This is a genomic window from Labrenzia sp. VG12, from assembly GCF_002237595.1.
Taxonomy (GTDB): domain Bacteria; phylum Pseudomonadota; class Alphaproteobacteria; order Rhizobiales; family Stappiaceae; genus Roseibium.
The window spans coordinates 3890784-3916280 of sequence record NZ_CP022529.1 but is presented as its reverse complement, the minus strand read 5'-3'; the positions used below and the strand labels follow the sequence as shown (position 1 = coordinate 3916280).

The 25497-nt window shown below is 60.1% G+C and carries 27 protein-coding genes and 1 tRNA gene; 13 read left to right on the top strand and 15 right to left on the bottom strand.

Annotation, left to right across the window (positions count from 1 at the left end; all coding sequences use genetic code 11):
* Positions 1-155 precede the first annotated feature (155 nt).
* The 5 genes from CHH27_RS18095 to CHH27_RS18075 form a co-directional block, all read right to left on the bottom strand.
* Entirely contained in the window at positions 156-1043 is an 888-nt protein-coding gene (locus tag CHH27_RS18095) for a hypothetical protein (RefSeq protein ID WP_157738982.1), read from the bottom strand.
* 393 nt (positions 1044-1436) lie between these two features.
* On the bottom strand, positions 1437-1628 hold the full coding sequence (locus CHH27_RS18090; RefSeq protein WP_094072822.1) for a Trm112 family protein: 192 nt from the start codon (positions 1626-1628) through the stop codon (positions 1437-1439).
* A 27-nt stretch (positions 1629-1655) separates the two neighbouring features.
* On the bottom strand, positions 1656-2333 hold the full coding sequence (locus CHH27_RS18085; RefSeq protein ID WP_094072821.1) for an LON peptidase substrate-binding domain-containing protein: 678 nt from the start codon (positions 2331-2333) through the stop codon (positions 1656-1658).
* 83 nt (positions 2334-2416) lie between these two features.
* The gene (gene trxA, locus CHH27_RS18080) at positions 2417-3406 is read right to left on the bottom strand and encodes a thioredoxin (RefSeq protein ID WP_094072820.1); all 990 of its coding nucleotides are present in this window, start codon (positions 3404-3406) and stop codon (positions 2417-2419) included.
* A gap of 140 nt (positions 3407-3546) precedes the next feature.
* The gene (locus CHH27_RS18075) at positions 3547-4068 is read right to left on the bottom strand and encodes a prolyl-tRNA synthetase associated domain-containing protein (RefSeq protein ID WP_094072819.1); all 522 of its coding nucleotides are present in this window, start codon (positions 4066-4068) and stop codon (positions 3547-3549) included.
* A gap of 242 nt (positions 4069-4310) precedes the next feature.
* Here CHH27_RS18075 and CHH27_RS18065 point away from each other — a divergent pair.
* Positions 4311-4385 (top strand) — tRNA-Gly (locus CHH27_RS18065).
* A 323-nt stretch (positions 4386-4708) separates the two neighbouring features.
* Here CHH27_RS18065 and CHH27_RS18060 read toward each other — a convergent pair.
* Together CHH27_RS18060 and CHH27_RS18055 are read right to left on the bottom strand one after the other, a co-directional pair.
* Positions 4709-5773 carry a Gfo/Idh/MocA family protein gene (locus CHH27_RS18060; protein WP_094072817.1) on the bottom strand — a complete coding sequence of 355 codons (1065 nt, stop codon included), beginning with the start codon at positions 5771-5773 and terminating at the stop codon, positions 4709-4711.
* A 76-nt stretch (positions 5774-5849) separates the two neighbouring features.
* Positions 5850-6635 carry a ThuA domain-containing protein gene (locus CHH27_RS18055; RefSeq protein WP_094072816.1) on the bottom strand — a complete coding sequence of 262 codons (786 nt, stop codon included), beginning with the start codon at positions 6633-6635 and terminating at the stop codon, positions 5850-5852.
* Positions 6636-6896: 261 nt separating this feature from the next.
* Between CHH27_RS18055 and CHH27_RS18050 the strand changes: the two genes are divergently transcribed.
* The 3 genes from CHH27_RS18050 to CHH27_RS18040 all read left to right on the top strand — a co-directional run bounded on the left by CHH27_RS18050 (position 6897) and on the right by CHH27_RS18040 (position 8470).
* Complete coding sequence (locus CHH27_RS18050) at positions 6897-7268, top strand: hypothetical protein (RefSeq protein ID WP_157738981.1); 372 nt, start codon at positions 6897-6899, stop codon at positions 7266-7268.
* Positions 7269-7311: 43 nt separating this feature from the next.
* Complete coding sequence (locus tag CHH27_RS18045; protein WP_208988277.1) at positions 7312-7809, top strand: TetR/AcrR family transcriptional regulator; 498 nt, start codon at positions 7312-7314, stop codon at positions 7807-7809.
* Between the two features lie 154 nt (positions 7810-7963).
* Positions 7964-8470, top strand: coding sequence for a hypothetical protein (locus CHH27_RS18040; RefSeq protein ID WP_157738980.1), 507 nt, complete (start codon positions 7964-7966; stop codon positions 8468-8470).
* On the opposite strand, the gene ggt is transcribed toward CHH27_RS18040, so the two are convergent.
* On the bottom strand, positions 8467-10212 hold the full coding sequence (ggt, locus tag CHH27_RS18035; protein WP_094072813.1) for a gamma-glutamyltransferase: 1746 nt from the start codon (positions 10210-10212) through the stop codon (positions 8467-8469). The two genes, CHH27_RS18040 and ggt, sit on opposite strands and share 4 nt — an antisense overlap.
* Positions 10213-10407: 195 nt before the next feature.
* Between ggt and CHH27_RS18030 the strand changes: the two genes are divergently transcribed.
* Positions 10408-10773, top strand: a complete 366-nt coding sequence (locus CHH27_RS18030) for a c-type cytochrome (RefSeq protein WP_157738979.1) — start codon at positions 10408-10410, stop codon at positions 10771-10773.
* 92 nt (positions 10774-10865) lie between these two features.
* Here the strand turns inward: CHH27_RS18030 and CHH27_RS18025 are convergent, their stop codons facing one another.
* A complete protein-coding gene (locus CHH27_RS18025) occupies positions 10866-11837 on the bottom strand; it encodes an endonuclease/exonuclease/phosphatase family protein (protein ID WP_094072812.1) in 972 nt (323 codons plus the stop codon).
* Between the two features lie 123 nt (positions 11838-11960).
* On the opposite strand from CHH27_RS18025, the gene CHH27_RS18020 reads away from it, so the two are divergent.
* The gene (locus tag CHH27_RS18020; RefSeq protein ID WP_094072811.1) at positions 11961-12356 is read left to right on the top strand and encodes a YchJ family protein; all 396 of its coding nucleotides are present in this window, start codon (positions 11961-11963) and stop codon (positions 12354-12356) included.
* 68 nt (positions 12357-12424) lie between these two features.
* Here the strand turns inward: CHH27_RS18020 and CHH27_RS18015 are convergent, their stop codons facing one another.
* Positions 12425-13192 (bottom strand): SDR family NAD(P)-dependent oxidoreductase, encoded by a 768-nt coding sequence (locus CHH27_RS18015; RefSeq protein WP_094072810.1) that lies wholly within the window; start codon positions 13190-13192, stop codon positions 12425-12427.
* Positions 13193-13934: 742 nt separating this feature from the next.
* Between CHH27_RS18015 and CHH27_RS18005 the strand changes: the two genes are divergently transcribed.
* Positions 13935-15329, top strand: coding sequence for an oligosaccharide flippase family protein (locus CHH27_RS18005; protein WP_094072808.1), 1395 nt, complete (start codon positions 13935-13937; stop codon positions 15327-15329).
* On the top strand, positions 15319-16449 hold the full coding sequence (locus tag CHH27_RS18000) for a GNAT family N-acetyltransferase (RefSeq protein ID WP_094072807.1): 1131 nt from the start codon (positions 15319-15321) through the stop codon (positions 16447-16449). The genes CHH27_RS18005 and CHH27_RS18000 overlap by 11 nt, the downstream gene beginning before the upstream one ends.
* Before the next feature lie 4 nt (positions 16450-16453).
* On the opposite strand, the gene CHH27_RS17995 is transcribed toward CHH27_RS18000, so the two are convergent.
* The 3 genes from CHH27_RS17995 to CHH27_RS27965 all read right to left on the bottom strand — a co-directional run bounded on the left by CHH27_RS17995 (position 16454) and on the right by CHH27_RS27965 (position 19243).
* A complete protein-coding gene (locus tag CHH27_RS17995) occupies positions 16454-18076 on the bottom strand; it encodes an AMP-binding protein (RefSeq protein WP_094072806.1) in 1623 nt (540 codons plus the stop codon).
* A 77-nt stretch (positions 18077-18153) separates the two neighbouring features.
* The gene (xerA, locus tag CHH27_RS17990; RefSeq protein ID WP_094072805.1) at positions 18154-19077 is read right to left on the bottom strand and encodes a site-specific tyrosine recombinase/integron integrase; all 924 of its coding nucleotides are present in this window, start codon (positions 19075-19077) and stop codon (positions 18154-18156) included.
* A 22-nt stretch (positions 19078-19099) separates the two neighbouring features.
* Positions 19100-19243 carry a hypothetical protein gene (locus CHH27_RS27965; protein WP_198338247.1) on the bottom strand — a complete coding sequence of 48 codons (144 nt, stop codon included), beginning with the start codon at positions 19241-19243 and terminating at the stop codon, positions 19100-19102.
* Positions 19244-19401: 158 nt separating this feature from the next.
* On the opposite strand from CHH27_RS27965, the gene CHH27_RS17985 reads away from it, so the two are divergent.
* Genes CHH27_RS17985 through CHH27_RS17975 form a run of 3 tightly spaced genes read left to right on the top strand, consistent with a single transcriptional unit; the run spans position 19402 to position 22544 of the window.
* Positions 19402-20049, top strand: coding sequence for a shikimate kinase (locus CHH27_RS17985; protein WP_094072804.1), 648 nt, complete (start codon positions 19402-19404; stop codon positions 20047-20049).
* Between the two features lie 18 nt (positions 20050-20067).
* Positions 20068-21216 carry a 3-dehydroquinate synthase gene (gene aroB / locus CHH27_RS17980; protein ID WP_371681745.1) on the top strand — a complete coding sequence of 383 codons (1149 nt, stop codon included), beginning with the start codon at positions 20068-20070 and terminating at the stop codon, positions 21214-21216.
* Positions 21213-22544: an HlyC/CorC family transporter gene (locus CHH27_RS17975; RefSeq protein ID WP_094072803.1), complete on the top strand. Its 1332-nt coding sequence runs from the start codon at positions 21213-21215 to the stop codon at positions 22542-22544. The genes aroB and CHH27_RS17975 overlap by 4 nt, the downstream gene beginning before the upstream one ends.
* A gap of 13 nt (positions 22545-22557) precedes the next feature.
* Here CHH27_RS17975 and CHH27_RS17970 read toward each other — a convergent pair whose 3' ends face one another.
* Both CHH27_RS17970 and CHH27_RS17965 read right to left on the bottom strand, forming a co-directional pair.
* A complete protein-coding gene (locus CHH27_RS17970; RefSeq protein ID WP_094072802.1) occupies positions 22558-23286 on the bottom strand; it encodes an ABC transporter substrate-binding protein in 729 nt (242 codons plus the stop codon).
* A gap of 129 nt (positions 23287-23415) precedes the next feature.
* Positions 23416-23673, bottom strand: coding sequence for a BolA family transcriptional regulator (locus CHH27_RS17965; protein ID WP_198338246.1), 258 nt, complete (start codon positions 23671-23673; stop codon positions 23416-23418).
* Positions 23674-23851: 178 nt separating this feature from the next.
* Between CHH27_RS17965 and CHH27_RS17960 the strand changes: the two genes are divergently transcribed.
* Complete coding sequence (locus tag CHH27_RS17960; RefSeq protein WP_094072801.1) at positions 23852-24442, top strand: DnaJ domain-containing protein; 591 nt, start codon at positions 23852-23854, stop codon at positions 24440-24442.
* 64 nt (positions 24443-24506) lie between these two features.
* Positions 24507-25493 carry a cobaltochelatase subunit CobS gene (cobS, locus tag CHH27_RS17955; protein WP_094072800.1) on the top strand — a complete coding sequence of 329 codons (987 nt, stop codon included), beginning with the start codon at positions 24507-24509 and terminating at the stop codon, positions 25491-25493.
* Positions 25494-25497 lie beyond the last annotated feature (4 nt).

Below are 25497 nucleotides of genomic sequence, written 5' to 3'. Positions count from 1 at the left end.
TCCAGTGATCCAGCGGATTCTATTCGTCTGGCTTGTGTTTTTTTTCGGCCGTTCAGATCGCTGTGATCAGCCTCCAGAACCCGACCGGCGCGGCTGCCAGATCGGATGGCAGTGACGCGGACCGGAGTTGGCGACCAACTTATCTGGCCGGATCATCAGGAACGATTGTGCTTCGCAATCTTGGTCACCGGAACTTGGGTGCTGCATTTCTGGCATAGAAATGTTCCCTTGAACTGGCGCAGTCTGTGTTCGTTTTCCGGATCTTTGTGTGCCTTCACGAGCTGAAGCGCCCGCCCCGCCGGGGTGTCAGTCCCGACCTCTTCGCACGGCAGAACAAGTCCATCAGCACGGTCGGGAGCGCCGCCCTGGTAGTCCCGTAACACCAGATCCTCAGAGGCCGTGATCGTGTCACTCTCGCCTGGGCCGACCGGCGAGGCATAATACGCCATGCGCTGCCCGAACATCAGGTACTCATACTGCCAGCGGCAGTTGCCGCACGCGAAGCCGCCCTCATCCCCGCTTTCCAGCAGTTGCGCAAGTTCGTGATCCCCAAATGCGGCAACGGTTCCCGCCAAGAAGTACCGTCGCTCAGCAGGCGACTCCGCGTTTGCATAGGCTTTCCCGCAAAGGTCAGCAATTTCGACCTGAGCTTCGATGAAAGCGTCACCGATCCGAGCGATTGTCTTGAGGTCTACCTCGTTAACCGGGCTGCGTGACAGTATGTCCGTGTATCGATCCAGTTCTGCCTGCCGTTTTTCACGCGACAGGGTCAGTTCGCTGGTCGTTGCGGCAGACTGGCCCGTCACGGGTTCAACGACGTCAAGCCCCTCTTGAAGTGGCCCGGAGCTCAGCTCAAATAACACGTTGCCTACCGATTTCAGTGCATTTTCCGGAAATTCGGGATCGGCCAGATCTTTCTTCGCATGTTCCAGCAATGACCGGTAAGGATCGAGCTTGCGGTCCCAGGCTTCGAGGTCCGACGGCAATCCCTGCAGTACACCTGGCGCATCGCTGCGGCCATGACCTGCGGCTTGAAAGGCCACGATTGAAACATGTCCCAGGAAACAGGCAATGCTTGCAACTGCTTCCGGTGCAGGAGGGCGTTTGGCCAATTGAAGAAGGTGGGGCACCGATGCGTAGGTCGCGCCGTAGCAGGTGTCCTGGTGACACAGGCAATCCCAGAAAAGCGAGCTGGCCGTTTCCTCGTCCCAATCCTGTGACAGCGCATGAAGGCGTTCCGGTATGTCCCTGTCTCGGTGGGCGTCGTCCAGTTTGCGCCACAAGGGATCGGAAAGAGGTAACAAAAACATTCTGGAACCGTACAGCTGGTTGCAGCCTGCGTTTAGGCGAAAACGAGCTGTCGGTCCAGACGTCCGAGCCGTTCATCGGGGGTGAGATCAGCCGCCGGGATGCAAGCCGAAGTGCTCGAGGGTCGCTCAGTCTTCCAGCTTGCGCGCCTCGTCGGCGAGCATGATCGGGATGCCGTTGCGGATCGGATAGGCGAGTTTGGCGGTCCGGGAAATAAGTTCCTTCGCCTCGGCATCATATTCCAGGGTTGTCTTGCTTACCGGGCAGACCAGCAGCTCCAGCAGCTTGCGGTCAACGGCGCGTTCGGTCTGTTCTGTCATGTCAGTCTCTCGGTAGGGTCCCGGCAATCACTGCAGGGTGGTGCCGCCGTCATTCTGGGAGCGGGCCAGGTCCATCTCGGTGATCGCGATCAGGGTCTCGGCCCGTGTCTTGAGGTCGCGTGCCTCCAGAAGCGCCTGCTTTTCCTGGGGGCCATAGGGACACATCATGCAGAGTGCGTTGACCAGCACCTCGGTCTCTGCCTCCGTCACGCTTTCCCAATCGGCTTCCAGATTGTTGGCGTCAAGATATTCCCGCAAGGTCCTCAACAGGCCGTTTCGATCGACGTCGTCTTCGCCCTCGCCGCATTTCAGGTCGTCAGCAAAGGGCGCGAAGTCGCACTCGACCTCGCGAAAGCTCGCATAGACCTTGCGTTCCTTGCCGAGGCTGAAGCGGGTAATGCCCTGAAGCGAGATCAGGTAGCGGCCGTCGCCGGTTTCCTGGAAGGAGGTGAGGCGGCCGACGCAACCGACGCTGGCCAGCGCCGGCCTGTCAGCGTCGTCCGACGGCTGGTCGGTCAATGGTTGAACCATCCCGATCAGTCTGTTGCCGGCGAGCGCTGCGTCGATCATGTCGATGTAGCGCTGCTCGAAGATGTTCAGGGGAAGCTGGGTCCTGGGCAGCAACAGGGCGCCGGACAGCGGAAACACGGGCAGGACCGGCGGCAGATCCGCGATGGTCTCGTAAATGGCATTTCCCGCCTGCATTTCAGTGCCTTCGTTCTTGTCGTTGTTGCAGCATGCCTGCGTTGGCTTGTCTCAGTCCTTAAGTGTGTCAGCGGCGACGATCGTCAAGAAAACAGAACGGCAGAGAGTTTGCGGCGGCCATAGGCACTGGCCGGATCCTTGAAACCCCAGGCTTCAAAAAACTGCAGGAGCTGCTTGCGTGCACCGTCCTCATTCCAGTCCCGGTCGCGGCGGACGATCTCGATCAGCTGGTCAACGGCACCATTCTTGTCGCCCTTGCCGTTGAGGCCGAGGGCAAGATCAAAGCGGGCCTGCAAATCGAGCGGGTCCTTGGCGATCCGGTCCTGCAGGTCGGCAAGGTCGCCGAGAGCCGCGGCCTGTTCGGCAAGGTCAAGCGCGGCAAGGGCCGCCGTGTAAGCGTCTTCGGATCTTTTTTCTTCCGGGACGAGGTCCAGCGCCTGACGGGCGCGTTCGGTTTCGCCGGCGCCGAGGTAACACTGTGCAAGGCCTGCAATCGCCGCGACATTGTCCGGCTCCATCTGCATCACGGCACCATAAAGCTGTGCCGCCTGGCCGAAATCCTTTTCCGCGAGCAGCGCCTCTGCCTGTTCCAGATAGGCTTCGGACGGGTTGGCAGGGGCGGGGCCGCCGAGCTTTTCAATGAACGCCTTGACCTCGCTTTCAGGCTGAGCGCCCATGAAGCCGTCGACGGGCTGACCGTCCTTGAAGGCGACGACGGCCGGGATCGACTGGATGCCCATCTGACCGGCAATTTCCGGATGCTCGTCAATGTTCATCTTGGCCAGTTTGACCGACCCGCCGGCCGCGTTGACGGCGGCTTCGATCACAGGGGTCAACTGCTTGCACGGTCCGCACCAGGGTGCCCAGAAATCGACGATCACCGGCTGGTGGCGGGAGGCTTCCAGAACGTCGGCCATGAAGCTCTGGGTGGTGACGTCAAACACCAGGTCGCCGCCGCCTGTGGGCGCTCCGCCATCGCCATTGCCACCGCCCTGGCCGCCGTAACCGCCGCCCATGCTGGCACCAAATCCGCCCCCAACCTGGCCACCGATACTGTAGTTGCCGTTGCTCATGTGCCCGCCTCAATGTTTCCGGCCGGCAATTGCTGATGCCCGGCTCTCAAGTGAATGTCGTCAAAAGGGTTGTGTTGGCCCTAACATGGCGCCAACACCGTCGAATTACAAACGCCTCGAAGCTGAATTCCAGCAAGATCTCAGAGCGCGGCGGCCTTGGCTTCCTCACTGACCGCCAGAACCTTCGGATCATGACCACAGGCTCTTGCGAATTTGAGCAGGTCGTCAGCCGAAATCGCGGTCGTGGCATCGTTTTTCAGCGGATGATAGTTGAGCACCTCGTGCTGCATCATCGCTGCGTCAAATACCGGAATGACACGATTTTCCTCGCGATCATTGATCAGTGAGAACGGCGTGACCGAACCCGGCTCGACCCCAAGCACCTCCATCAAGAGGTCCGCATTGCCGAAGGACACCCGACCCTGTGCGCCGATGATCTGATGAACCTTCTTCAGATCGATTTCCGCGTCATGCAGGGCGACGATCAGGAATAGGCGGCCCTTCTTGTCCTTTACAAAGAGGTTTTTCGTATGCCCACCGGGGATCCGGTCATGCAGGTCACCGGATTCGGCGACCGTGAAGACGGGCTGGTGGTCCACTGTGCTGACCTCGATGCCGAGATCCTTGAAAAACGCCATGAGGTCGTCGCGTGCTGCCGGCATGATTTTTTTCCGAAAAATTTGTGCTGGCGCGCTCAATACCGCGATTTGGGCCTCGCTCACAAGAGGTGATGTGCTGAAAAAGCGGCAGAAAACTGCGGATTTACGGCTTTGTTTGCACAAAAAGTCCACAGAAAGACAGCTAAAAAAAATTCTTCAATTTCGGTGTTGCAATCCGTCTCCGCATAGTTCATATACTGCGCCACCGAGGCCGGGGCGGTCACCGCCCAGGACACGGTCACTATGCGGGTGTAGCTCAGGGGTAGAGCACAACCTTGCCAAGGTTGGGGTCGTGGGTTCGAATCCCATCGCCCGCTCCAGTTCGGCCGAATGGCCCGAAAAACCAGCTTTCGAAAGAAAGCTGGTTTTTTTGTTTTGTGGCGCTTTACGGAAACTGTTGCTCTGCAGCGCGCTGACCCTGCGTTATTTCAAGATTCTTCTAAAAATTGATATAAACCCACTATGCAACCTGAACGAAGTGTCAGGGGCTCCGGAGTAATCTCATCAGGCATTATGCGGAGGGGCGCTTGATAGACTGCGTGCCCGACCGTGTTCTTGCTTTGCCTCAAGTACCAAACTTGCTGCAGCGGGGCCCTGGCTCCGCTGCAGTTTCGCTGTGGTGGCGAGGCCGGGGCAGCCGCGATCAGGCCTTGAGAAACCTGCCGTCTTCCAGATGGGAACGTTCGGCAAGGTCAAGTGCGACCTGGAGCCTGGCGCCATGCTCAAAATCCGGTTCGGCCGGGGCGCCATCGCGAATGGCGGCAACAAACCTTTCATAAACCGTCGGCACAGGTGGCACCGCGAGCTCGGTCCAGTTGGCCTCTTTCAGATCCGCGTCGCGGCAAATCCTCAGCGTTTCGACATTTTTTTCAAATCGCACTTCCAGTCCGCCCTTGTCGCCATAGAGCCTGAGGCGCAGGTCGTTGAGGTGACCGGACGCGAAGCGGGTGGCGGTGACGGTGCCGAGAGCGCCGTTTTCAAGTTCCGCCTGCAGCGTGAAACTGTCATTGGCGTCGAGCACATAGTCACCGATCCGGCCGCCTTCCGCCTTGTCGAAAGTCTTCAGGCGGCAGGACAGGTCCGCGACCGGGCTGCCGGCGGCAAAGGTGGCAAAATCCAGAATGTGGATGCCGACATCGCCGAGCACGCCCTTGGAGCCGTGCGCCGTTGATAGGCGCCAGAGCCACTGGTCTTGCGTTTTCCAGTCGCCCCAGGCCGGCTGGGTCAGCCAGCTCTGCAGATAGGAGGCCTCAAAATGTCGAAGCGCACCAATGGCGCCGTCGGCAACCAGTTCGGCGGCCTTCTGCAGCACGGCGACATTGCGGTAACTAAGATTGACCATGCCGACGAGGCCTTTCCCGGCGGCAAGATCGGCCATTTCTCTGGCGTCGTCGGCATTGGTTGCCAGCGGTTTCTCGCACAGAACGTGTTTCCCGGCAGTCAACAGCGCCAGTGTCGTCGGGTGGTGGGCCGCATCCGGCGTGACATTGGCCACAGCGTCAAAAGCCCCCCACGAGATGGCCTCGTCCAGGGTCTCGAAACGCTCCGGGATGTCAAAATCGGCACAGAACTGCGCCAGTACATCCGCGCGCCGGTCAACGCCTGCCACCAGACGGACATTCGGGATTTTCTGAAAGGCGGCGGCATGGGTGCGTGCCATGTTGCCGGTTCCAAGGATCAGGATGCGGAGCGGTGTTGATGTGGTCATCGGAAGGCCTCCCTGGACATGTTTTGAACGAGTGGGCCGACGTCTTCCGGTCGGCCCTTTTTCACAAGTGCTGCGATCAGCGGAAGCCTTCTTCGCCCTCGGCGTGGAGCTTCGGTCCGCGTTCCTCGATTTTTTCCGGTGCCGCATCAACAGGCACATTCGGCGCCGCATTCGGATCGGCAAGCCTGGCCATCGGATTGAACGCCCATTTGACGCCGTTCTTCAGAACCTGCTGCACATGGGCATTGTGATAGGTCGGGTAGGTTTCGTGCCCCGGCCGGAAGTAGAAGATGCTGCCCGCGCCCCGCTTGTAGGTCAGTCCGGAGCGGAACACTTCACCACCCTGGAACCAGCTGATGAAGACGGTTTCAAGCGGCTCGGGCACGCCGAAGGGTTCGCCATACATTTCCTCCATCTCAAGCTCGAAACTGTCCGGAAGCCCGTTTGTGATCGGGTGATTGCGGCTGGTGACCCAAAGCCGCTCGCGCTCGCCGGCTTCGCGCCAGTTGAGGTTGCAAGGGCCGCCCATCAGGCGTTTGAACGGCTTGGCAAAGTGCGCGGAATGCAGGAACAGCATGCCCATGCCGGACCAGACGGCATCGCAGACACGCTCGACCACGTCGTCGGCAACGTCTCCATGGGCGGCGTGGCCCCACCAGAGCAGAACGTCGGTCTCGGCCAGCCGTTCCGCCGTCAGCCCATGGTCGGGCTCCTGAAGGGTCGCGGTGGTGGCGTTGATTTCCGGATCCTGGTTCAAAGCATCGGCAATACAGGTATGCATACCAGCCGGATAGGTGTCAGCGACGGCCTTGTTGTGCTGTTCATGGACGTTTTCGCCCCAAACCACGGCGTTGATCGGCATCTCAGCCTCTCCTTGAAAGTGGTGTTGGCAGATAGTGATGTGACGCGCTTGAGTAAAAGAGTTCAAAGCGCTTTGAGTAGCGCTATCACTGGCTTTTTGAGCTGTCAAACGAACAATCGCCTGAAGCAAAAGAAAGGCGCTATTCGACAGGATGTCCGACTTGCTCGTCCCGTCAATCGAACCGTGACCGCACGCCGCATTGAAGCTACAGGGCAGCTGTTTTACAAACCGTACTATATGGTATGGTTTGGGGGTGGGTTGATGAATATCCTGTTCCTGAGTGCGGCGGTTCTGTCCCTGGCAGTGTGCCTCATCCACACTTTCGCAGGCGGGCGCGCGATTGCCGTTCCCTTGCTGAAGGCCTCAGACCTCAAGCCTGTGCCGAAATATGTCGCCTATTACTGCTGGCACATTGTCACGATCGTGCTGGGCATGATTGCGGTGATGTTCCTTTTCGCCGGGCTGCGACCATCCAGCCTCGATCTTGGCTGGGTGGCGACGGCCCTTGTTGCTTCCTTTTGTCTTCTGGGGCTTGTGGTGCCGCCGCTGAAGAAGCAGAAATACAGTCACATGCCCCAGGGATGGCTGTTTCTGCCGATCATGCTTCTGGGGCTCATTGGCGGAGTGGTGTGAGCTGAAAAAACGCTTTGGCAAAACGGACTGGCTGGACCTTGGATTGTCCCAGTTGGCCGGCGAGGGGCTAGCCGGCCTGACGGTGGAAGCCCTGTGCGTGCGCGCTGAGCGCACGCGGGGGTCGTTCTATCATCATTTCAAGGACCATGATGCCTTTGTCGCGGCGCTGATGCAGGCGTGGAAACAGCGGCATACGCTGGATGTCGCCGAGGCGACGATGGCCGAAGAGCCGGACGCAAGAACAGCAAAGCTTTCCAGCATGGCCAACCGTCTCGATCACGACCTGGAGCGGGCCGTGCGCCAGTTCGCGCAATCAAACAGGGTGGCGGCAGGTGTGGTGCGTGAGGTGGACGAGCTGCGCACCGGATTTGTCGCCGATCTTTATGAGGCGCGGGGACATGAGCCGGATCTGGCCCGGGACATCGCCCGGATCGAATATGCAGCCTATATCGGCAGCCAGATTGTCTGGCCGGAAATGACGGCGGAAGAGCGCATGGCACTGGATCGCCGGTTTGCCTCACTGGTGACACTGCTGGACTGAGCCGATTCCGCTCCGCATCTGGCACGGCTGGCGAGAGGCAGCCGGTTTAGATACGGATCGGGTGAAACACCCCGTTTTGCCCTAACCAAGTTTCAAGATGTTGTTGTTATCAAGCGGCCAGCTACCTTTGGTTTTTCTAGTGATTGAGTTTGCCATGGCCGTCCTTCGACAACCCATCACCGCCGTTGTCATTACCTTCTGGTTCTTCTTCTGGGTGCTGAACGCACTCGACAAGTTCTTTGCGCGCCAGGATCTCGGTGTTGTGCGCTGGTGGGGCAATCACCGCGTCGAAAAGTTCACGATGTATTTTGAAAAGCTGATGTGGAGCCCGGAGTATATCAAGGCGACGCTGATCTTTGCGGGTATCGTCGAATTTGCTGCCGCAGGCTTTTTCGTCGTGGCAGGTCTTCGTCTTGTCCAGGGCAAACCCGGTGTCGCCTACCGGACGGATCTGGCGATCACGGCTTCGATCGTCGTCTTTCTCGGCTTCATCATCTTCGACGTGATCGTTGGTGATCGGGCGGAGCTGCTGGAGCACTCCACCTATATCGGGGTGCTGCTGGTTTCCTTCCTGGCGGTGGCTGCCGAGAGCTTCTTCCAGCATCTCAGAGATCTCGACAGCACCAGTGGTCTCAAGAAGGGCCCGGCCGGGGAGCCTTAATATCCAGCGGTCAGTGCACCGGGCCGGCGCGGATCGGAGGCACCTGCCAACAGCCCGTCCACCTTCATGATGGATTGGGTCGAGCCCATGGCATTCTTGACCGCGATCTTGTGGCCGCGTTGCTCCAGCAGTCGGATCGTGTCCGGCGACAGGCCTTCCTCGATGCGGATTTCATCCGGCAGCCACTGATTGTGAATACGCGGTGCGGCCGTCGCCTCGGCAATATTCATGTCGTGGTCGATCACGTTCAGAATGATCTGCAAGGTGGTCGTGATGATACGGCTGCCGCCCGGCGAGCCGGTGGCGAGATAGAGATCGCCATCCTTGAAAACCAGCGTCGGGCTCATGGACGAGAGCGGCCGCTTGTTGCCTTCCACCGCGTTTGCCGTGCCGCCGACCAGGCCATAGGCATTCGGTACACCGGGCTTGGCGGAAAAGTCGTCGAGCTCGTTGTTGAGCAGAACCCCGGTACCGTCGGCGGTCAGTCCGACACCGTAGGAAAAGTTCAGCGTGTAGGTGTTGGAAACCGCATTGCCGTCCTTATCGACCACCGAAAAATGCGTCGTTTCATTGCTTTCATAAGGATATGGGTCGCCCGGTTTAACGTCGACGGACGGCGTGGCCGCATCCATGCGGATGGTCTTGACCAGTTCGGCAGCATAATCGCGCGCCGTCAGGCCCTTGACGGGGATCTCGACAAAATCCGGATCGCCCAGGAATTTCGACCGGTCCGCATAGGCGCGGCGCATGGCTTCCGCCATGACATGGATGCTGTCGGCGGAGTTGAGGCCATATTCTTCAAGGGGAAAGGTTTCCAGCATGTTCAGGATCTGGACAATGTGAACGCCACCCGAAGACGGCGGCGGCATCGAGGCAATGTCGTAACCCCGGTAGCTGCCGGCGACCGGCTCGCGCCAGACCGGTGCATAGCCGGCAAGATCCTCGACAGTCATGCCGCCGCCGGCGTCCTGGACCTTTTGAGCGATCTTGTCCGCCGTCTCGCCCTTGTAGAAGCCGTCGGCGCCCTTTTCGGCAATAAGCCGCAGCGTTACGGCCAGGTCTTTTTGGGCCAGGGTTTCTCCCGGAAGATATGGCAGGCCACCGGTCTTGTAGAAGGTTGCCCGGGATGCCGGGTCCTTCAAAAGACGTTTGGAGGCGGATGTCAGGGAGGCGGAGAGGTCAGGCGTTACCTGGATACCGTATTCGGCAAGCGCTATTGCAGGCGCTACAAGATCGGCCCAGCTCAGATTGCCGCTGCCATGTTTTTCAAAAGCCTCGGCGAAACCGGCAACAGTGCCGGGAACACCGACCGCCAGCCCGGAGAACCGGGACTTCTGATTGTCCGGCTCGCCATCGTCCCCCAGGAACATATCCTTGAACGCGGCCGCAGGAGCCTTTTCGCGGTAGTCGAGCGCCTTGGTCTCGCCGCTGTCGGCGAGGTGGATCATCATGAAACCGCCGCCGCCGAGATTGCCCGCGCGAGGCAAGGTGACGGCGAGCGCAAATCCGGTGGCAATGGCGGCATCAACGGCATTGCCGCCCTTTTTCAGGATGTCGACACCGACCCCGGTTGCCACGGCTTCCTGGCTGGCGACCATGCCGTGCCGGGCGGCCACCGGCTGGAACCGGTCCTTGAGGGAATAGATCGGTGCGTCCTGGGCCGAGGCTGGAAGCGCTGTCCCGATGGCCAATGCCGCGGCGAATGACACGGCGGCAAAGGCGGATCTCAGATGATGTTTCATTTTTCCCTCCGAAAGTGCAGCTGACAGGAATTTGTCAGTCCATGTCCTGAAGTTCAATAGGGTTGCAAAAATCGATTTCACTACCTGAGATCCGGGACTTGATTCAACGCAATGACGCTTCTTCGTCTTGATTGCAGGCTTCGTTCAAAGGAAGCTACTTGCCTTCCAAGGAAACTGCGGCGTCAAGGAGCACTCATGACCCATGCCGGAACAAACCTGAAAACCTGGTCGCGTCAGTCATCAACAGCCTTGATTGCCGGTACTGCTTTCCTCTCGGTGATCGCGTTGAGTGGTGCAACGACGGCGGAAGCCGCGGACCCTGCCACCGGCAAGGCGCTGGCCCTGCAATGGTGCTCGTCCTGCCACCTGGTTGCCGAAGACCAGTCGACCGCGTCCAGCGTCTCTCTTCCGAGTTTTTACGATATCGCGAAAGACCCGGACTGGTCACAGGAACAGCTGGCAACCTTTCTGGCCAATCCGCATCCCAAGATGCCGGACATGAATCTCGGCAACACCGAAATCGCCAACCTCTCCGCTTATATCAGCTCTCTTGCTGAGTAAGCCGCGTTCACATTTCACCTTATCCCGTGAACGCGCGTCAGCGCTGTCTCCCAGGACGGGCCCTGCGGCCCGCCACTTGGTCGAAAAATACTCTAGTCGTCAAACTCGGCCAGCATGGCCGCGTGATACGAGCCGGCGAAGTCCTCTCCCCTGTTGTCGAAGACCTCGTCCAGGAGGTCATAATTGAACACCTTCACATGGGTGGTCCGTCCGGCCATGGCAGGGCTGGCCAGAATGTGGTCGAGTGCCTGACCCTTGCCCCGGTGGATAACCGTCTTGCGCCTCTCCGGAGGCAGGGCGGCGTCGAGCTGGTAAAGGCGGCGCCTTTCGAGCTGCGGTGAACCGGTGTCGTCCGGGTCGGCGCGCAAAAGCCGGATGGTACCTGTTTCGCTGGTGGCGTTAAAATCACCGGCGAGCACGATCAGGGCACCTTCGTCCCTGTCGAAGATGTCTTCGACCGCAAGCCGCAGCTCGAGGGCCTGGGCGGTCTGCTTGAGAACGGAGAGGTGATACCCCTCAGCCCAGGCCGAGATGGATGTCCAGCTTCGATCCGGGTTCTTGCCCCCCCGGATCATGGCGGCAATCGGGGCCCGCAAATGCACGCCGAACAGATGCAGAGGCCGAGCACCGCCGATATCGATTTGCGTTTTCAGAACAGGCCTGTCGAAGGCAATTGTCTCGGGTGTCTCGTAGGGCGGGTTTGCCGATTTCGGTTGCCAGCGGGCGGGATGGGCATGAGCCTGATAAAGGCTTTCCGTTTGGGTGATCGGGTAGCGCGACAGGATCACGAGGTTGTGCCGGTCGCCCGGTCCCTTGCCGGACGGCCGATGGCTGGTGGCCCTGTGGAACGTTTCGTAAGGCGTGTCTTTCAGGAGCAGATCAAGTGCCTGGAACTGCCGCGCGGCAACACCCTTCAATTTCTGCGCATTGACCTCCTGCAGGCAAAGGATATCTGCCTCCAGCTCCAGGATCTTCGGCCGGAGCGCCTCGAGCCTGGGCTGCAACTCCTCCGGGTCATGCCGGTCGTTGCCGAAGGATTCCATGTTGAACGTGGCGATTTTCATGCCTGGAGGCCCGGATGCGGATGTGTCTGTCCGGACCATAGCGAGGCGCGGCATCAAGTGGTAGAGAGCAGCCTGATCTCGAGCGCTGCTCGTTCCTGTTGGATCATGTGTTGAGGAAAGACAATGGCCGGTGAAGCTTGTCCCTGTGGTGGCGGGGAATTCCTTCAGTGCTGCGAGCCCTATCTGTCAGGCCGGCTGGTGCCAGGGACGGCTGAAGCGCTCATGCGGTCACGCTATTCCGCCTATGTGCGGGAGGACATTGCCTATCTGAAGACGACGCTCTGGCCGAAGTACCAGCGGTCTTTCGACGGTCCCGCAACCGCGCGCTGGGCCGCGGACAGCCACTGGACCGGTCTGTCGGTGCTGGCCGTCAGCAAGGGCGGAGAGGCCGACCGCGAAGGCACGCTGCTGTTCGAGGCCAGATATCTTGCCGCCGGCAAACTGGTCACGCACCGGGAATTGAGCCTGTTTCGCAAGAAATCCGGCCGTTGGTATTACGTCGAAGCGGTGCCGGAGTAACCTGCTTCGAAGGGCGCTGAACCGTCCCGCAGACCAAGCGGGACGGCGGGCGGTTTGAGCCTTCAAGGTCAGTTCCGGCCGGCCATGACACCGCCATCGACATCCCAGATCGCACCGGTGACCCAATCGGCATTGTCCGACAGCAGGAAATCGATGGTAGCGGCCACGTCATCCGGCGTTCCGATGCGGCCGATCGGGTGGAATGCGTTGAAGCCTTCCTTCAATGTGGAGGCGATCTGGTCCTCCGGGATGAACGCGCCATAGATCGGCGTTTCGACCACGGCAGGCGCGACCGCATTGACGCGAATGCCCTTGTTGCCCAGTTCCATGGCGAGATGCTGGGTCAGGGCATGCAGGCCTGCCTTTGCCATGGAATAGGCTGACGAGGGTGTCGCCTTGACCGCTTGGTGCGCCCACATGGAGCCGAGGTTGACGATCGCGCCTGTGCCGGTTTTTTCCATGTTGCGCGCCACTGCCTGGGTAACAAGAAACGTGCCGCGATTATAGGCGTGATAGAGATCGAAGTCCTCGGCCGTGTGTTCCAGGAAGGCCTTCGGGCTGAAGGCGCCGGCCGCGTTGACCAGGTAGCAGATCTGTTGCTCCAGTCCGTCAATCTTTCGAACGAGGTCCGCGACCTGCTCCGGATCGGTGATGTCCGTTTGCCAGGTGTCGACGAAAACGCCATGGCGTTGCTCCAGATCGGCTTTCGCGTTCGCCAGCTTGGCTTCGCTGCGCCCGGTCAGGATCAGGGGAATGCCTCTGGCCGCGAGGCGATCGGCCGTTGCCAGGGCCATGCCCGAGGTTCCACCCAAAAGGAAGGCGGTCTTGTCTGTCATGCGTTTCACTCCAGTAGTTATCTATCAGTAGGTAGATTGCGATGGCTGACATATCGAGACATCGATTGATGAAGTCAAGAGCCATCTATCGATTGATAGATAAATTGATAAGATACCCTCTTCTCTCCGGCCGTCGCGCCGGGCCAGCTCAGTTGACGAGGCGGTCGGTCATCTGCCTGAGGGACCCAGGTGCAGGGACTGGGCCGACAAGAACCCTAAACAACGCTCAAGCGGATTTCTTCTTCATCCAGCGCAGCACGAGGCGGGCCCTGCCGGGAAGAGCCGAACAGACGGAATGTGATTGTGGCGGAGGGAAAGCCTGTTAGGGCATCTTCAAAAAAATGTCCGGTCCCTGCAAATGGCGGCGGGAGCAGGGACCGGACCAAACTGCGGACGGAAGGGGAGGCGACCCTCTTCATCCGCAAAAAAACGGCAACCGTTCAATCAGGTCAAAAAACTCAAAACATCATATGTTCTCTATTTGTTCTTATTTGTCCCAGATTCGCGGCTGGTGTCAAGGGCTGGTTGGTCAAGCAGACCAAAGCTGACTGTAAAGCCCTGTATGCCTGACGCGACTTCCTGGCGGGGCACCGACACATGCCCCATTCACACATCTGTGAAACAGAAGCTGGCGCGAGCCGTTGATTGCCATAGAATATTAAGTCCCTCATGTCACAAATACGGAATAAAGTTCACAAGGGACCCATCAGTGCGATTTTCCGGTAATTCCTGGACTAAGCGCTTGCAGGACGCCGCCTTGCCCTGGGGGCTCGGCAGAGGGGCGGCTCAAGTCACCGATTTCCTGCGTGGAAACGGTGGTGATGGCCAGGCGGCCGGGCGTATGGCCGTGTCGACTTTCACGGTCCGGGTCGCAGGCGCGGCGCTGGCCTATCTGTCGCAAATCGTGCTTGCCCGGCTCCTGGGGGCCCATGACTATGGCATCTATTCCGTTGCCTGGACCTTTGTCATCGTCCTGGGCGTGATGGCCTGTGGCGGCTTTTCCTCTTCGGCCAACCGGTTCATTCCGCAATATCGCCAGGCCGGTGACGAAGACGGTCTGCGCGGTTTCCTGCGCACCGGTGGACAGGTGGCGTTTTTCATCGGGGCGGCAGCCGCCGCGATCGGCATCGGTCTTGTCTATCTGCTGCGTGACGTGATTGATGCGTCCTATGTCCTGCCCTTGATGATCATCCTGCTGGCCTTGCCGTTTTTTGCCTTCGGTCTCGTTCAGGACGGGGTTGCGCGGAGCTATGACTGGACCTTCCTGGCCATGTTGCCGACCTATATCTGGCGACCGCTTGCGATCCTGTTCCTGCTTGTGGTTGCCGTTCTGTTGGCAGGGCTTCAGGCAGATGCGCTGACGGCTGCCATGGGTGCTGTTGCGGCGACTGTTCTGGTCGCTGGCTATCAGTACTTTCATCTGCGCAAGCGGCTTCTACCCAAACTGCCTTCGGGGCCTCGGCGCGTCGAACTGAAGACCTGGCTGATCATCTCCATGCCCATGCTGATGGTCGACGGGTTCCTGCAGCTGATCACGAGCGCCGACGTCATCATGGTCAGTTTTTTCCAGGACCCCGATGAAGTCGCGGTCTATTTCGCGGCGTCCCGCACGCTTGCCCTGGTGCACTTTGTCTATTTTGCCGTTCGGGCCGCATCGGCGCATCGTTTTTCAAGTTACACCCACAACCGGGATCAGGCCGGACTTGTGGCCTATGTCGCCCGGGCAACCCACTGGACCTTCTGGCCGTCACTGCTTGCCGGAGCCGGTCTGCTCCTGATTGCGCCCTTGCTGCTGCGGTTGTTCGGCAGCGGCTTCGAAGCAGGCTATCCGCTGATCGCCCTGTTGATGATCGGCGTCCTGGCACGTGCCTCCGTCGGGCCCGCCGACGCGCTCCTGACCATGACCGGCCATCAGAACAGCTGTGCCGGGATTTATGCCGGAACCTTTGTGCTCAATGTTGTTTTCAATCTGATCCTGATCCCGCCTTTTGGTCTGGCTGGGGCTGCGATCGGAACAAGCCTCGCCATTCTTTTTGAAGCGACCGCTCTTGCAACCGCGGCAAAACGCAAGCTCAATATCACAACCTTTGTTCTGCCCTTGTTATTCTCCGCCAGAAAGCAGCCTGTTGACCGCTGACCCCCGTATTTCCGAAACACATGAGATCGTCCGTTTCGATCCCTTGAACGCGGACATTCCGGAAAAGGAGTGGCGGAGGCTCGGCCGCAAGGCGCTCGATCCGAACCCTTTTTTTGGTCCGGACTTCCTGCGGCCGTTTCTGGAGCATATGGGGCAGAAGGGTGTCCGGCTGTTGGTGCTGCGCGACAGGAAGAGCGCGCATTGGCTGGTGGCTGCGCCAGTTGGCAGAAGGCGACAAGGTCTTGTGCTGCGCGCCAACACCACCTGGGCAACGGAATACTCGCCGCTTGGAACACCGCTTGTCCATCCGCAGGCCACCGACATTACCTTGCGCGGTTTTCTGGCGGCGGGCGCAGAGCCGGGCGGCCTGTTCGCGATACCCTATCTGCCGCTACAATCTGAAACCGCAGCTAAACTGAAAAGCGCTTCCTTCCGGAGTTCAGTCGTTTTTGCCCGCGCAGCACGTGCAGGTCACGGTGCCGGGGCGACAGGTGAGGCCCAGCTGGCAGCAGCCGACAGCGGAAAGCGCCGCAAGGAAATGCGGCGCCTTCTGCGGCGGCTTGGCGAGCATGGAGAAGTCCGGTTTGTCAGTCTGAACGGCCAGGAGGCACTCCAGGGTTTCGAAGCATTCCTTCATCTGGAGGCCGCCGGTTGGAAGGGGCGGGCAGGCACCGCCTTGCTCAGCCTTCCTGAAACGGCAGCCTTCGCTCGACTTGCGATCGAACAGAGAGCGGCGATTGATGGTGTCCGTATCGATCAACTCTGGGCGGGAGACAGATTGATTGCCGCGCTCGTTCTGTTCAGGGATGGCGGCAGCGTGTTTTCCTGGAAAATCGCCTTTGACGAGGATTTTGCACGCTATTCGCCCGGGGCTCAGATCGCGTTGCAGGCACTCAGGACCAACCTCGCGTCAGACAATTTCAACGGCGCCGATTCCTTGGCGATCCCCGGCCACGCGATGATCGAGCCGCTCTGGCGCGGGCGGCTGAACACAGGAACGCTGCTTCATGCCGAAGGCCTGCTGGGTGTCCTGAAGCGGCCGCTTTGCACGGCGGATGCAAAACTGGAACAAACCGTCCGGCGGGCGGCCCGCGCCCTCAAGCGGCGTCTTGCAAGCTAGGGCGTCAGGCCACCTCGCGTTCTCGAAGCTTGCGCCGGATGATCTTGCCTGTCGTGGTCATCGGCAGGCTGTCGACGAACTCGATCTCCCTCGGATATTCATGGGCCGACAGGCGCTCACGCACAAATGTCCTGATCGCGTTCTCAAGCTCCTCACCCGTCTGCTGGTCGGCTTTCAGGACGATGAAGGCCTTGACGATTTCGGTGCGCAGAGGATCCGGTTTGCCGATTACCGCAGCCAGGGAAACCGCTGGGTGTTTCAACAGGCAGTCCTCGATCTCGCCGGGTCCGATCCGGTAGCTGGCTGAGGTAATGATGTCATCGTCCCGGCCGATGAAATGAACATAACCGTCTTCGTCCATCAGGCCCTGATCACCGGTGACCATCCAGTCGCCGACGAACTTGTCCCGGGTCGCCTGGGGCTTGTTCCAGTATTCCAGGAACATCACCGGGTCGGGCCGGCGGATGGCAATCTGGCCGAGCGTTTCCGGTGGCAACGGATTGCCCGCATCATCGATGATCGCCACATCGTGGCCGGGGATTGCCTTGCCGATGGCGCCCGAGCGGGAGATGCCCAGATCTGCCGCCGAACCGAGCACGGCGTTGCATTCGGTCTGACCGTAGAACTCGTTGACTGCAAAACCGAATTCTTCGCGGAACCAGTCGTATGTTTCCTTGCCGAGGGCTTCACCGGCGGAGCCTACGCTGCGCCAGGAGAGATCGAAACGAGTGCCGGGTGCCTCGACCGAGCGCAGCATCTTCAGCGCGGTCGGAGGAATGAAAGCATTCCGGATGCCCTCTTTTTCAAGGAGGTGAAAGGCTGCTTCCGGATCGAATTTCCTGACGGCCTGGCTGATAACCGGCACCCCAAGCGCCAGGGCGGGAAAGAGGGCGTTCAACAACCCGCCGGCCCAGGCCCAGTCAGCAGGGGTCCAGAGAAGATCGCCCTCCTGCCCCAGGAAATTCTGCGACAGTTCGATCCCCGGCATATGGCCGAGCAGCACACGGTGGCCATGCAGCACACCCTTGGGCTGACCGGTCGTACCGGACGTGTAGATCATCAGGGCCGGATCGTCAGGCGTTGTCGCCAGGGTATCGAACCGGTCGGACGCCGCGGCAAGAAGCGCGTCGAAGGCAAGAACGTCGGTGTCCGGGCCGCTGACGGAGATCACCAGTTCAAGATCCGGCAGGCCATCGCGTATGTCAGCCAGCTTCGACAGGCCGTCCCTGTCCGTCACAAGAGCCCTGGCGCCTGAATCGCCAAGACGGTAATGCAGGGCGTCCAGCCCGAACAGAGCGGCAAGCGGCACGGCAATGGCGCCGATCTTGTAGGCTGCCAGATGCGCAATCGCGGTTTCCGGGGTCTGCGGCAGCAGCAACGCCACCCGGTCTCCCCGGTTCACGCCATGGGCCACAAGGGCATTGGCGAGACGGTTGGCGGCACGGTTCAGCTCGAGATGGGACCAGTCATGTCGGGTGCCGTCTTCGCGTACCTGTCGGATGGCCAGGCGGTCGGGATCCCGGATCGCCCAGAGATCGCTGACGGCGGCCGCCATATTGTAGGTTTCAGGCCTTGGCCAATGGAATTGGGAGGTCAGCGTGTCAAAGTTGCTGGCGCGTTGCAGCATGAAGAGGCGTCCGGTGCTGTAAAATTAGGCAGCGGAGTGTAGGTCGATGATTGCTGCAGTGCAATAGATCTTGAGAATTACTTGCGCGCCAGCGGATGAGCGCTCTCCACAAGTTCTCGCAAACGCTCGTCGAGCACGTGGGTGTAGATCTGTGTCGTGGAGATGTCCGCATGGCCCAACAGTTGCTGGACAACACGCAGATCCGCGCCGTTTTGCAGGAGATGAGAAGCAAAAGCGTGGCGCAGCACATGCGGGGAGACCTTGCCGGCATCCAGCCCTGCCGCGATGGCCAGGTCCTTCAGGTCACGGCCGAAATGCTGGCGGGTCAGGTGGCCGCTGCCGCCGTGCGAGGGAAACAGCCAGGGGCTGTTTTCATAGGCACCTTCCGCGCTGCGCAAGGCTACGAAATCCTTCATGGCCGCTTGCGCCGGTGGTGACAGCGGCACGAGCCGTTCCTTGCCACCTTTGCCACGGATCTCGATCAGGCGGGCGTCGCGCTGGGCCGCGGACACCGGCAACGCCACCAGTTCCGAAACGCGCAGGCCGGTCGCGTAGAGCACCTCGATCAGCGTGTACATTCGATGTGCGCGCAGGCGCGCAGCGGTGCTCTTGTGCGTTGTTGCGGTCGCGGCTCTTGCCGTTTCAATCAGCCGGTCGACGTCCTCGAGCGAAAGCACCTTGGGCAGGCCGGCACGTTTTTTGGGTGCGGACAGTGTCCGGGTCGGGTCATCCTCGCGGCTGCCTTCGGAATAGAGAAACTTGTAGAACTGTTTCAGCGCCGAAAGCCTGCGGGCCTGCGAGGTCTCGGCGAAGCCGCGCCGGTTCAGGTCACCGAGATAGGCGGAAAGATCATCGGTATGCGCATCGGCCAGTTTTTTCCGGCCCAGAAAATCCGAAAAGTCTTCCAGGTCACGACGATATCCGGCAAGTGTGTTTTCGGCCGCGCCGCGTTCAGCAGCGAGCATTTCCAGGAAGTTTTCCAGATCGAACCCGGTGGCCATGCCGTCGTGAATCCGGTCGGGTCTACCGGCCGAACCCTTCTTTTTTCACGCGTATTTCGATTTCCCGTTCCCGCGGGTCGACGAAGGTCGCCAGCGCATAGACCGCACCGTAACCGAGCGCGCCCAGCAGCAGGAGCACAAACAGCAGGCGGGTCAGGGTTGGCACGTGCGAACTCTCCAGGAGCGAATCGGATAGCGGATTGTTTCAACAGGGCCGGGCCGACGCAAGACCAGGGTCTTGGCTGAATTGGGTTTCGGTCCGGGCAGTTGTTGGGTCCGAGACTTCACCCGTGTCTTTTTTGCCGAATATGCTAAAACGCCGCCATGACAAAAAACGATAACTTGCGGAGCCCGGAGAAGGGCTCCGCCGGAAAAAACGCAAAATCCGTTGACCTTGCCGAACTGGTTCACGCGCTCGGCGGCCGGTCCATCGTTCTGGTCGGTATCATGGGCTGCGGAAAATCGACGGTGGGCAAGCGTCTGGCGCAGCGGCTGGGTCTTGATTTCGTCGACGCCGATACCGAAATCGAGCGCGCGGCCAACATGACGGTCGCCGAGATTTTCGCGGAACACGGCGAACCCTATTTTCGCAGCGGCGAGGAGCGGGTGATTGCCCGCCTGCTGCGCGAAGGGCCACAGGTCCTGGCGACGGGGGGCGGAGCTTTCATGAGCGAGGCAACCCGGTCGGAGATCGGGGCCCACGGTCTGTCGATCTGGCTCAAGGTCGATTTCGACACCGTGATGGCCCGGGTGCGCCGCCGCTCGACGCGGCCGCTGCTGCAGAACCCGGACCCGGAAGGCACCATGCGCAAGCTGATGGCCGACCGGGAGCCGGTCTATGGCAAGGCGGCGCTCACGGTGGTCTCGAAGGATGTGCCGCACGAGGCAGTGGTCGACCAGATCGTTGTCACCCTGGCGGACTATTTGTTTGACAGCGAGGATACGACAGCCTCGCAGACATCAGTCACTTGATTTGAATGGCTTGACGGTATGGCAGATACGGTAATGGCCCGCGCCCTGATGGGGCGGGATGACAATCGGGTCCGGGTGGACCTGGATACCCGCAGTTACGATATCCGCATCGGACGCGGAGTGATCGAGAGCGCCGGCGCGGAGATTGCAGCAGTCCTCCCAGGGGCTCGGCTTGCCGTGGTGGTCGACGAGACCGTTGCCGGTCTGCATCTAATCGCCTTTGCCGAGAGCCTCAAGGCGGCCGGCCTCGTTCACACAGTCATCACGGTGCCGGCTGGCGAGAGCACCAAATGTTTCAGCCAGTTCGAACGCCTGTGTGATGAAGTCCTGGCCGCGCGTCTTGAACGGGGCGACGCGGTCGTCGCTCTCGGTGGCGGTGTCGTCGGTGACCTGACCGGCTACGTGGCGGCTTCTGTTCGGCGCGGCATGGCCTTTGTCCAGGTGCCGACCAGCCTGCTGGCGCAGGTGGACAGTTCGGTCGGCGGCAAAACCGGGATCAATTCCCGGCACGGCAAGAACCTTATCGGAGCATTTCATCAGCCGGCGCTGGTGCTGGCCGATACGGCCGTGCTCGACACCCTGTCACCGCGCGAATTCCGGGCCGGGTATGCGGAAGTCGCCAAATACGGCCTGCTCGGTGACGCTGATTTCTTTGCCTGGCTTGAGGAAAACTGGCAGGCGGTCTTTGCCGGTGGTCCGGAGCGGGACGAAGCCGTGGCACGTTCGTGCCAGGCCAAGGCGGATGTGGTTGCTGCGGATGAACTGGAGAGCGGCCGCCGGGCGCTGCTTAATCTCGGCCATACTTTCGGTCATGCGCTTGAATCGGCCGTTTCCTATGAGACCGAACGGCTGGTTCACGGTGAGGGCGTTTCCATCGGCATGATGCTGGCGCACGAGTTTTCCGAGCGGCTCGGCCTGATCGATGCCGACACGGTGGCGCGTGTGCACAAGCACCTGACGGACGTTGGGCTGCCGGTGACGGTTCAGGCCATTCCGGGGCAGTTGCCGCCAGTGGATACCTTCATGGATATCATTGCGCAGGACAAGAAAGTCAGCCGCGGCGCCCTAACTTTCATTCTGACACGAGGTATCGGCGAGGCATTTGTCGAAAAAGGTGTCGATCCTGCAGTTGTCTCGGAGTTCCTGAAGGAGAAACTTGACGCATGACGGACACGGCTCTCTGGCTGGCGATTGCCGCCATCTTTGTGCTTCTGTTTCTGTCCGGCTTCTTTTCCGGGTCCGAAACCGCTCTGACCGCGGCATCGCGCGCGCGCATTCACCAGCTGGAGAAAACGGGTGATTGGCGCGCCCGGGTCGTAAGTGCGCTGATTGCCAACCGGGAACGCCTCATCGGGGCCCTGCTGCTTGGCAACAACCTGGTCAACATTCTGGCTTCAGCCCTTGCAACCACGGTGTTCCTGACGCTGTTCGGCGAGGCAGGTGTTGCGATCGCAACCCTTGTCATGACCGCGCTTGTTCTGGTCTTTGCCGAAGTGCTGCCGAAGACCTGGGCGATTTCCAATCCGGAGCGTTTCGCTGTCACCGTTTCGCCGATCGTACGTGTCGTCGTGGCCGTGTTCGGTCCGGTGGTTGTCGGTGTCGAATGGATCGTGCGCGCGATCCTAAAACTGGTCGGCGTCACTGTTGGAGACGATGCCTCGATCCTGTCCGCCCATGAAGAGTTGCGCGGCGCGGTTGACCTGCAGCACATCGAGGGCGGCCTGGAAAAGGGCGAACGCGACCGGCTGGGCGGTCTTCTGGATCTGGCGGAGCTGGAAGTTTCAGACGTCATGGTTCACCGGACCAACATGGTGGCCCTCAACGCGGATGACGATCCGGACAACCTGGTGAATGCCGCGCTTGCGTCTCCCTACACCCGTCTGCCGCTCTGGCGCGGCGAAAGCGACAATTTCATTGGCGTGCTGCATGCCAAGGACCTGTTGCGCGCTTTGAACGCAGCCCGTGGGGACGCGACCAAGATCAACGTCCTGGATATCGCCGCCCCGGCCTGGTTCGTTCCCGATACGACAAGCCTGCAGGACCAGCTCAATGCGTTCCTGCGTCACAAGTCCCACTTTGCCCTTGTTGTCGACGAATATGGTGAGGTGATGGGTCTGGTCACGCTGGAAGACATACTTGAGGAAATCGTCGGCGAGATTGCCGACGAGCATGATGTCGAGCTCGAAGGCCTCCGGCCGCAGGCGGATGGCTCCGTGATTGTCGATGGGTCCGTGCCGATCCGGGACCTCAATCGCGCAGCAGACTGGAGCCTGCCGGATGATGAGGCGACCACAATCGCCGGGCTTGTCATCCACGAAGCGCGCATGATTCCGGATGAACGCCAGATCTTCACCTTCCACGGCTTCCGCTTCACGGTGCTGCGGCGGGAAAAGAACCGGATCACAAGGCTCAGGATCATGCCGCTAGGAGCGGGCAAGGTGCCAGCGGCCCCGCAACCGACCATGACGGCGGTGTCCGGGGCGCAGGCAACCTGACCCGATCTCCCGGTCAGCGCGTGTATTTCTCGATGATGGACTGTATGTCTCCGCTGGCCTTTATTTCCTCCAGCTTTTGCGCGAAGGCGGCTGCCTGGTCGCTGCGGGCTTTTGGAAAGGCAATGTAGCGGGGCACCACGGCCAGTGGCGTGTCGGCGAATCTGAAACGGTCTGACAGGCCAAGCCGTTTGGCAAGGAAGGCGAGCGTGTCGCGGTCGCCGACAATCATGTGCAGGCGGCCGGCCGCCAGTTTGCGTACATTGGTCTCGTTGTCGGTGGCCTCCTCCTTCTTCAGGTAGTCGGCCCGGTCAAATTCCTCTTCGTAGGCATATCCGCGAACCGTGCCGATCAGATAGCCTTTGAGTTCCTTCAGGGACGAAAACTCGATCACACTGTCCCTGGGCAACATGAAAGTCGTGATGCCTTCCCGAAACGGGCCGACCATGTTGAACTTTTCGAACCGTTCTTTTGTACCAACGAACTGGAAACCGAGGTCGACTTCATTTTGTTCAACGCTTTGCACGACCCGTTTCCAGGGCAGTTGAACAAAAAGGACCTGTTCTCCCATGCCGTCGATGACCCGTTGAACGATCTCCGTGTCGATGCCGACATGTTTTCCGCCCGCCGGAAAATTGTAGGGCGGAAAGTCCGTTTCCGAGCTGGCAAGCCAGGTTTCACCCGACGCTGAAATCGGCGTTAGAAGGAGCGCCAACAACGCTGAAAGAAAAACTGGAAAAGACATCAGAGCTCTCCTTGCGTAAGCAAGGCTCTCTTATCTTTCTTCAGAAATCTTCAATGAATTTCAATTGCAGTTTTTCGACTTAATGAAGTGTTTAAGGTGATCCGATGACGGGCGCTCGGAACTGGTCGCCTAGCGTTTCACCTCGATGGCAAGTGCGTGCACGCTTGCCTTCAGTTCTTCGGTGAGAGTGTCATTGATGGCCCTGTGCTGTGCGACCCGGTTCATGCCTTCAAAGGCAGGCGCGGCGATCTGAACCCTGAAATGGGTCTCGCCGCCTTCGCGCCAGCCGCCGTGCCCGCGATGGTTCTCGGACTCGTCAATGACATTGAGAAAAGTGGGGTCGAAAGCCGCCGTGAGCTTGTCGGTGATGGTCTGTTTCATGCTCATGAATCTAACGTGTGGCCTTGCTTTTGAAAGTTCAAGTCTAGGCGCGGCTTGCGCTGGCTGGTAATGTCGCTGGCTGACCGTTTTCCGGGGCCGGAAGCTGGAAATTAGCTTTGGATACCCGGACATTGCAACCAAGCGCGGCTTGCCCGCGCCTCAAGGGACTTCGATAGTCTGCCGCATGAAACTGGATTCAAAAATTTTCGACGGTATCCGGGTCAAGCCGGACAAGGAACGCGCCGAAGAAGGACGGCATCCCGTCTGCGATCATCCGGGATGCAAACGGCCGGGCATGCACCGTGCACCGAAGGGGCGCGACCGGGAAGGCCAGTATTTCCATTTCTGTGTCGATCACGTTCGCGAATACAACAAGTCCTACAACTATTTCACCGGCATGGGCGACGATGACGTGCGTTCCTACCAGAAGGACAGCCTGACCGGCCACCGGCCGACCTGGAAGATGGGTGTCAACAAGCAGGCTGCCGACGGTCCGGACGGCTACGATCCGCGCTCGGGGATGCGTGCAAATGCGCAACGGCGCGCCGAACAGGCACGCCGGCCGCGGCAAAGAAAGCTACTAACGCTTGAAAAACGGTCCCTGGATGTGCTCAATCTGCCCTACACAGCCCGTGGCGCGGAAATCAAAGCGCGCTATAAGGAGCTGGTAAAGCTTAACCATCCGGATGCCAATGGCGGTGACAGGTCTTCCGAAGACCGCCTGCGGGAGATCATTCAGGCCTATAACGTCCTGAAAAAAGCCGGTTTCCTTTAAGCCTGCAGGTCTTGCCGGCTTTCCCCATTTGACCCTTCCCGTGTCACGGGACAGCGGAGGACTGATGACTGAGACGACGACTGCGGCCATGGCCATGCCGGATACTGAAGTTTCTGTAGAAGAGGTTTTCGGGTTCAAGTCCGACCTCAAGGTGCCGGCATTCTCCGCGCCGTCCGAGCATGTGCCCGAGCGTGATGAGGATTACCTGTTCGACCGGGCAACCACCCTGGCGATCCTGGCCGGCTTTGCCCACAACCGCCGGGTGATGGTCACCGGCTATCACGGCACGGGCAAATCGACGCATATCGAGCAGGTTGCCGCGCGTCTCAACTGGCCGTGTATCCGCGTCAACCTGGACAGTCACATCTCCCGCATCGACCTGGTCGGCAAGGACGCGATCGTGATCCGCGACGGCCAGCAGGTCACCGAGTTCAAGGACGGCATCCTGCCCTGGGCCTACCAGCACAATGTGGCGCTGGTGTTCGATGAATATGACGCCGGCCGCCCGGATGTGATGTTCGTGATCCAGCGGATCCTGGAATCCTCCGGCCGCCTGACCCTGCTGGACCAGAGCCGCGTCATTCGTCCGCACGCCGCCTTCCGTCTGTTTGCCACCGCCAACACGGTCGGCCTCGGCGACACATCCGGCCTTTATCACGGCACCCAGCAGATCAACCAGGCCCAGATGGACCGCTGGTCGATCGTGACGACGCTGAACTATCTGCCGCATGACAACGAGGTCGATATCGTGCTGTCGAAGGCCAAGCACTTCCAGACCGACGAAGGCCGCAACACCGTCTCCAAGATGGTGCGTCTTGCCGACATGACCCGGAACGCTTTCATCAATGGTGACCTGTCGACGGTGATGAGCCCGCGGACCGTGATCACCTGGGCTGAAAACGCGGACATCTTCGGAGATGTCGGCTTTGCCTTCCGTCTGACCTTCCTCAACAAGTGTGACGACATGGAACAGTCGCTTGTGGCCGAGTTCTATCAGCGCTGCTTCGGCGAAGATCTGCCGGAATCCTCCGTCAACGTTGTCATGAGCTGAGGTC

Bases quoted from the DNA above. Each gene is read 5' to 3' on its own strand.
- CHH27_RS18040 (WP_157738980.1), top strand. From the start codon at position 7,964: ATGGCCGTCCTTCGACAACCCATCACCGCCGTTGTCATTACCTTCTGG.
- trxA (WP_094072820.1), bottom strand. From the start codon at position 3,406: ATGAGCAACGGCAACTACAGTATCGGTGGCCAGGTTGGGGGCGGATTT.
- xerA (WP_094072805.1), bottom strand. From the start codon at position 19,077: ATGGCCACCGGGTTCGATCTGGAAAACTTCCTGGAAATGCTCGCTGCT.
- CHH27_RS18090 (WP_094072822.1), bottom strand. From the start codon at position 1,628: ATGACAGAACAGACCGAACGCGCCGTTGACCGCAAGCTGCTGGAGCTG.
- CHH27_RS17970 (WP_094072802.1), bottom strand. From the start codon at position 23,286: ATGTCTTTTCCAGTTTTTCTTTCAGCGTTGTTGGCGCTCCTTCTAACG.
- CHH27_RS17995 (WP_094072806.1), bottom strand. From the start codon at position 18,076: ATGCTGCAACGCGCCAGCAACTTTGACACGCTGACCTCCCAATTCCAT.
- CHH27_RS17960 (WP_094072801.1), top strand. From the start codon at position 23,852: ATGAAACTGGATTCAAAAATTTTCGACGGTATCCGGGTCAAGCCGGAC.
- CHH27_RS17985 (WP_094072804.1), top strand. From the start codon at position 19,402: ATGACAAAAAACGATAACTTGCGGAGCCCGGAGAAGGGCTCCGCCGGA.
- CHH27_RS18025 (WP_094072812.1), bottom strand. From the start codon at position 11,837: ATGAAAATCGCCACGTTCAACATGGAATCCTTCGGCAACGACCGGCAT.
- CHH27_RS18015 (WP_094072810.1), bottom strand. From the start codon at position 13,192: ATGACAGACAAGACCGCCTTCCTTTTGGGTGGAACCTCGGGCATGGCC.
- cobS (WP_094072800.1), top strand. From the start codon at position 24,507: ATGACTGAGACGACGACTGCGGCCATGGCCATGCCGGATACTGAAGTT.
- CHH27_RS17975 (WP_094072803.1), top strand. From the start codon at position 21,213: ATGACGGACACGGCTCTCTGGCTGGCGATTGCCGCCATCTTTGTGCTT.
- CHH27_RS18075 (WP_094072819.1), bottom strand. From the start codon at position 4,068: ATGCCGGCAGCACGCGACGACCTCATGGCGTTTTTCAAGGATCTCGGC.
- CHH27_RS18060 (WP_094072817.1), bottom strand. From the start codon at position 5,773: ATGACCACATCAACACCGCTCCGCATCCTGATCCTTGGAACCGGCAAC.
- CHH27_RS18050 (WP_157738981.1), top strand. From the start codon at position 6,897: ATGAATATCCTGTTCCTGAGTGCGGCGGTTCTGTCCCTGGCAGTGTGC.
- CHH27_RS18030 (WP_157738979.1), top strand. From the start codon at position 10,408: ATGACCCATGCCGGAACAAACCTGAAAACCTGGTCGCGTCAGTCATCA.
- CHH27_RS18020 (WP_094072811.1), top strand. From the start codon at position 11,961: ATGGCCGGTGAAGCTTGTCCCTGTGGTGGCGGGGAATTCCTTCAGTGC.
- CHH27_RS17965 (WP_198338246.1), bottom strand. From the start codon at position 23,673: ATGAGCATGAAACAGACCATCACCGACAAGCTCACGGCGGCTTTCGAC.
- CHH27_RS18055 (WP_094072816.1), bottom strand. From the start codon at position 6,635: ATGCCGATCAACGCCGTGGTTTGGGGCGAAAACGTCCATGAACAGCAC.
- aroB (WP_371681745.1), top strand. From the start codon at position 20,068: ATGGCAGATACGGTAATGGCCCGCGCCCTGATGGGGCGGGATGACAAT.
- CHH27_RS18085 (WP_094072821.1), bottom strand. From the start codon at position 2,333: ATGCAGGCGGGAAATGCCATTTACGAGACCATCGCGGATCTGCCGCCG.
- ggt (WP_094072813.1), bottom strand. From the start codon at position 10,212: ATGAAACATCATCTGAGATCCGCCTTTGCCGCCGTGTCATTCGCCGCG.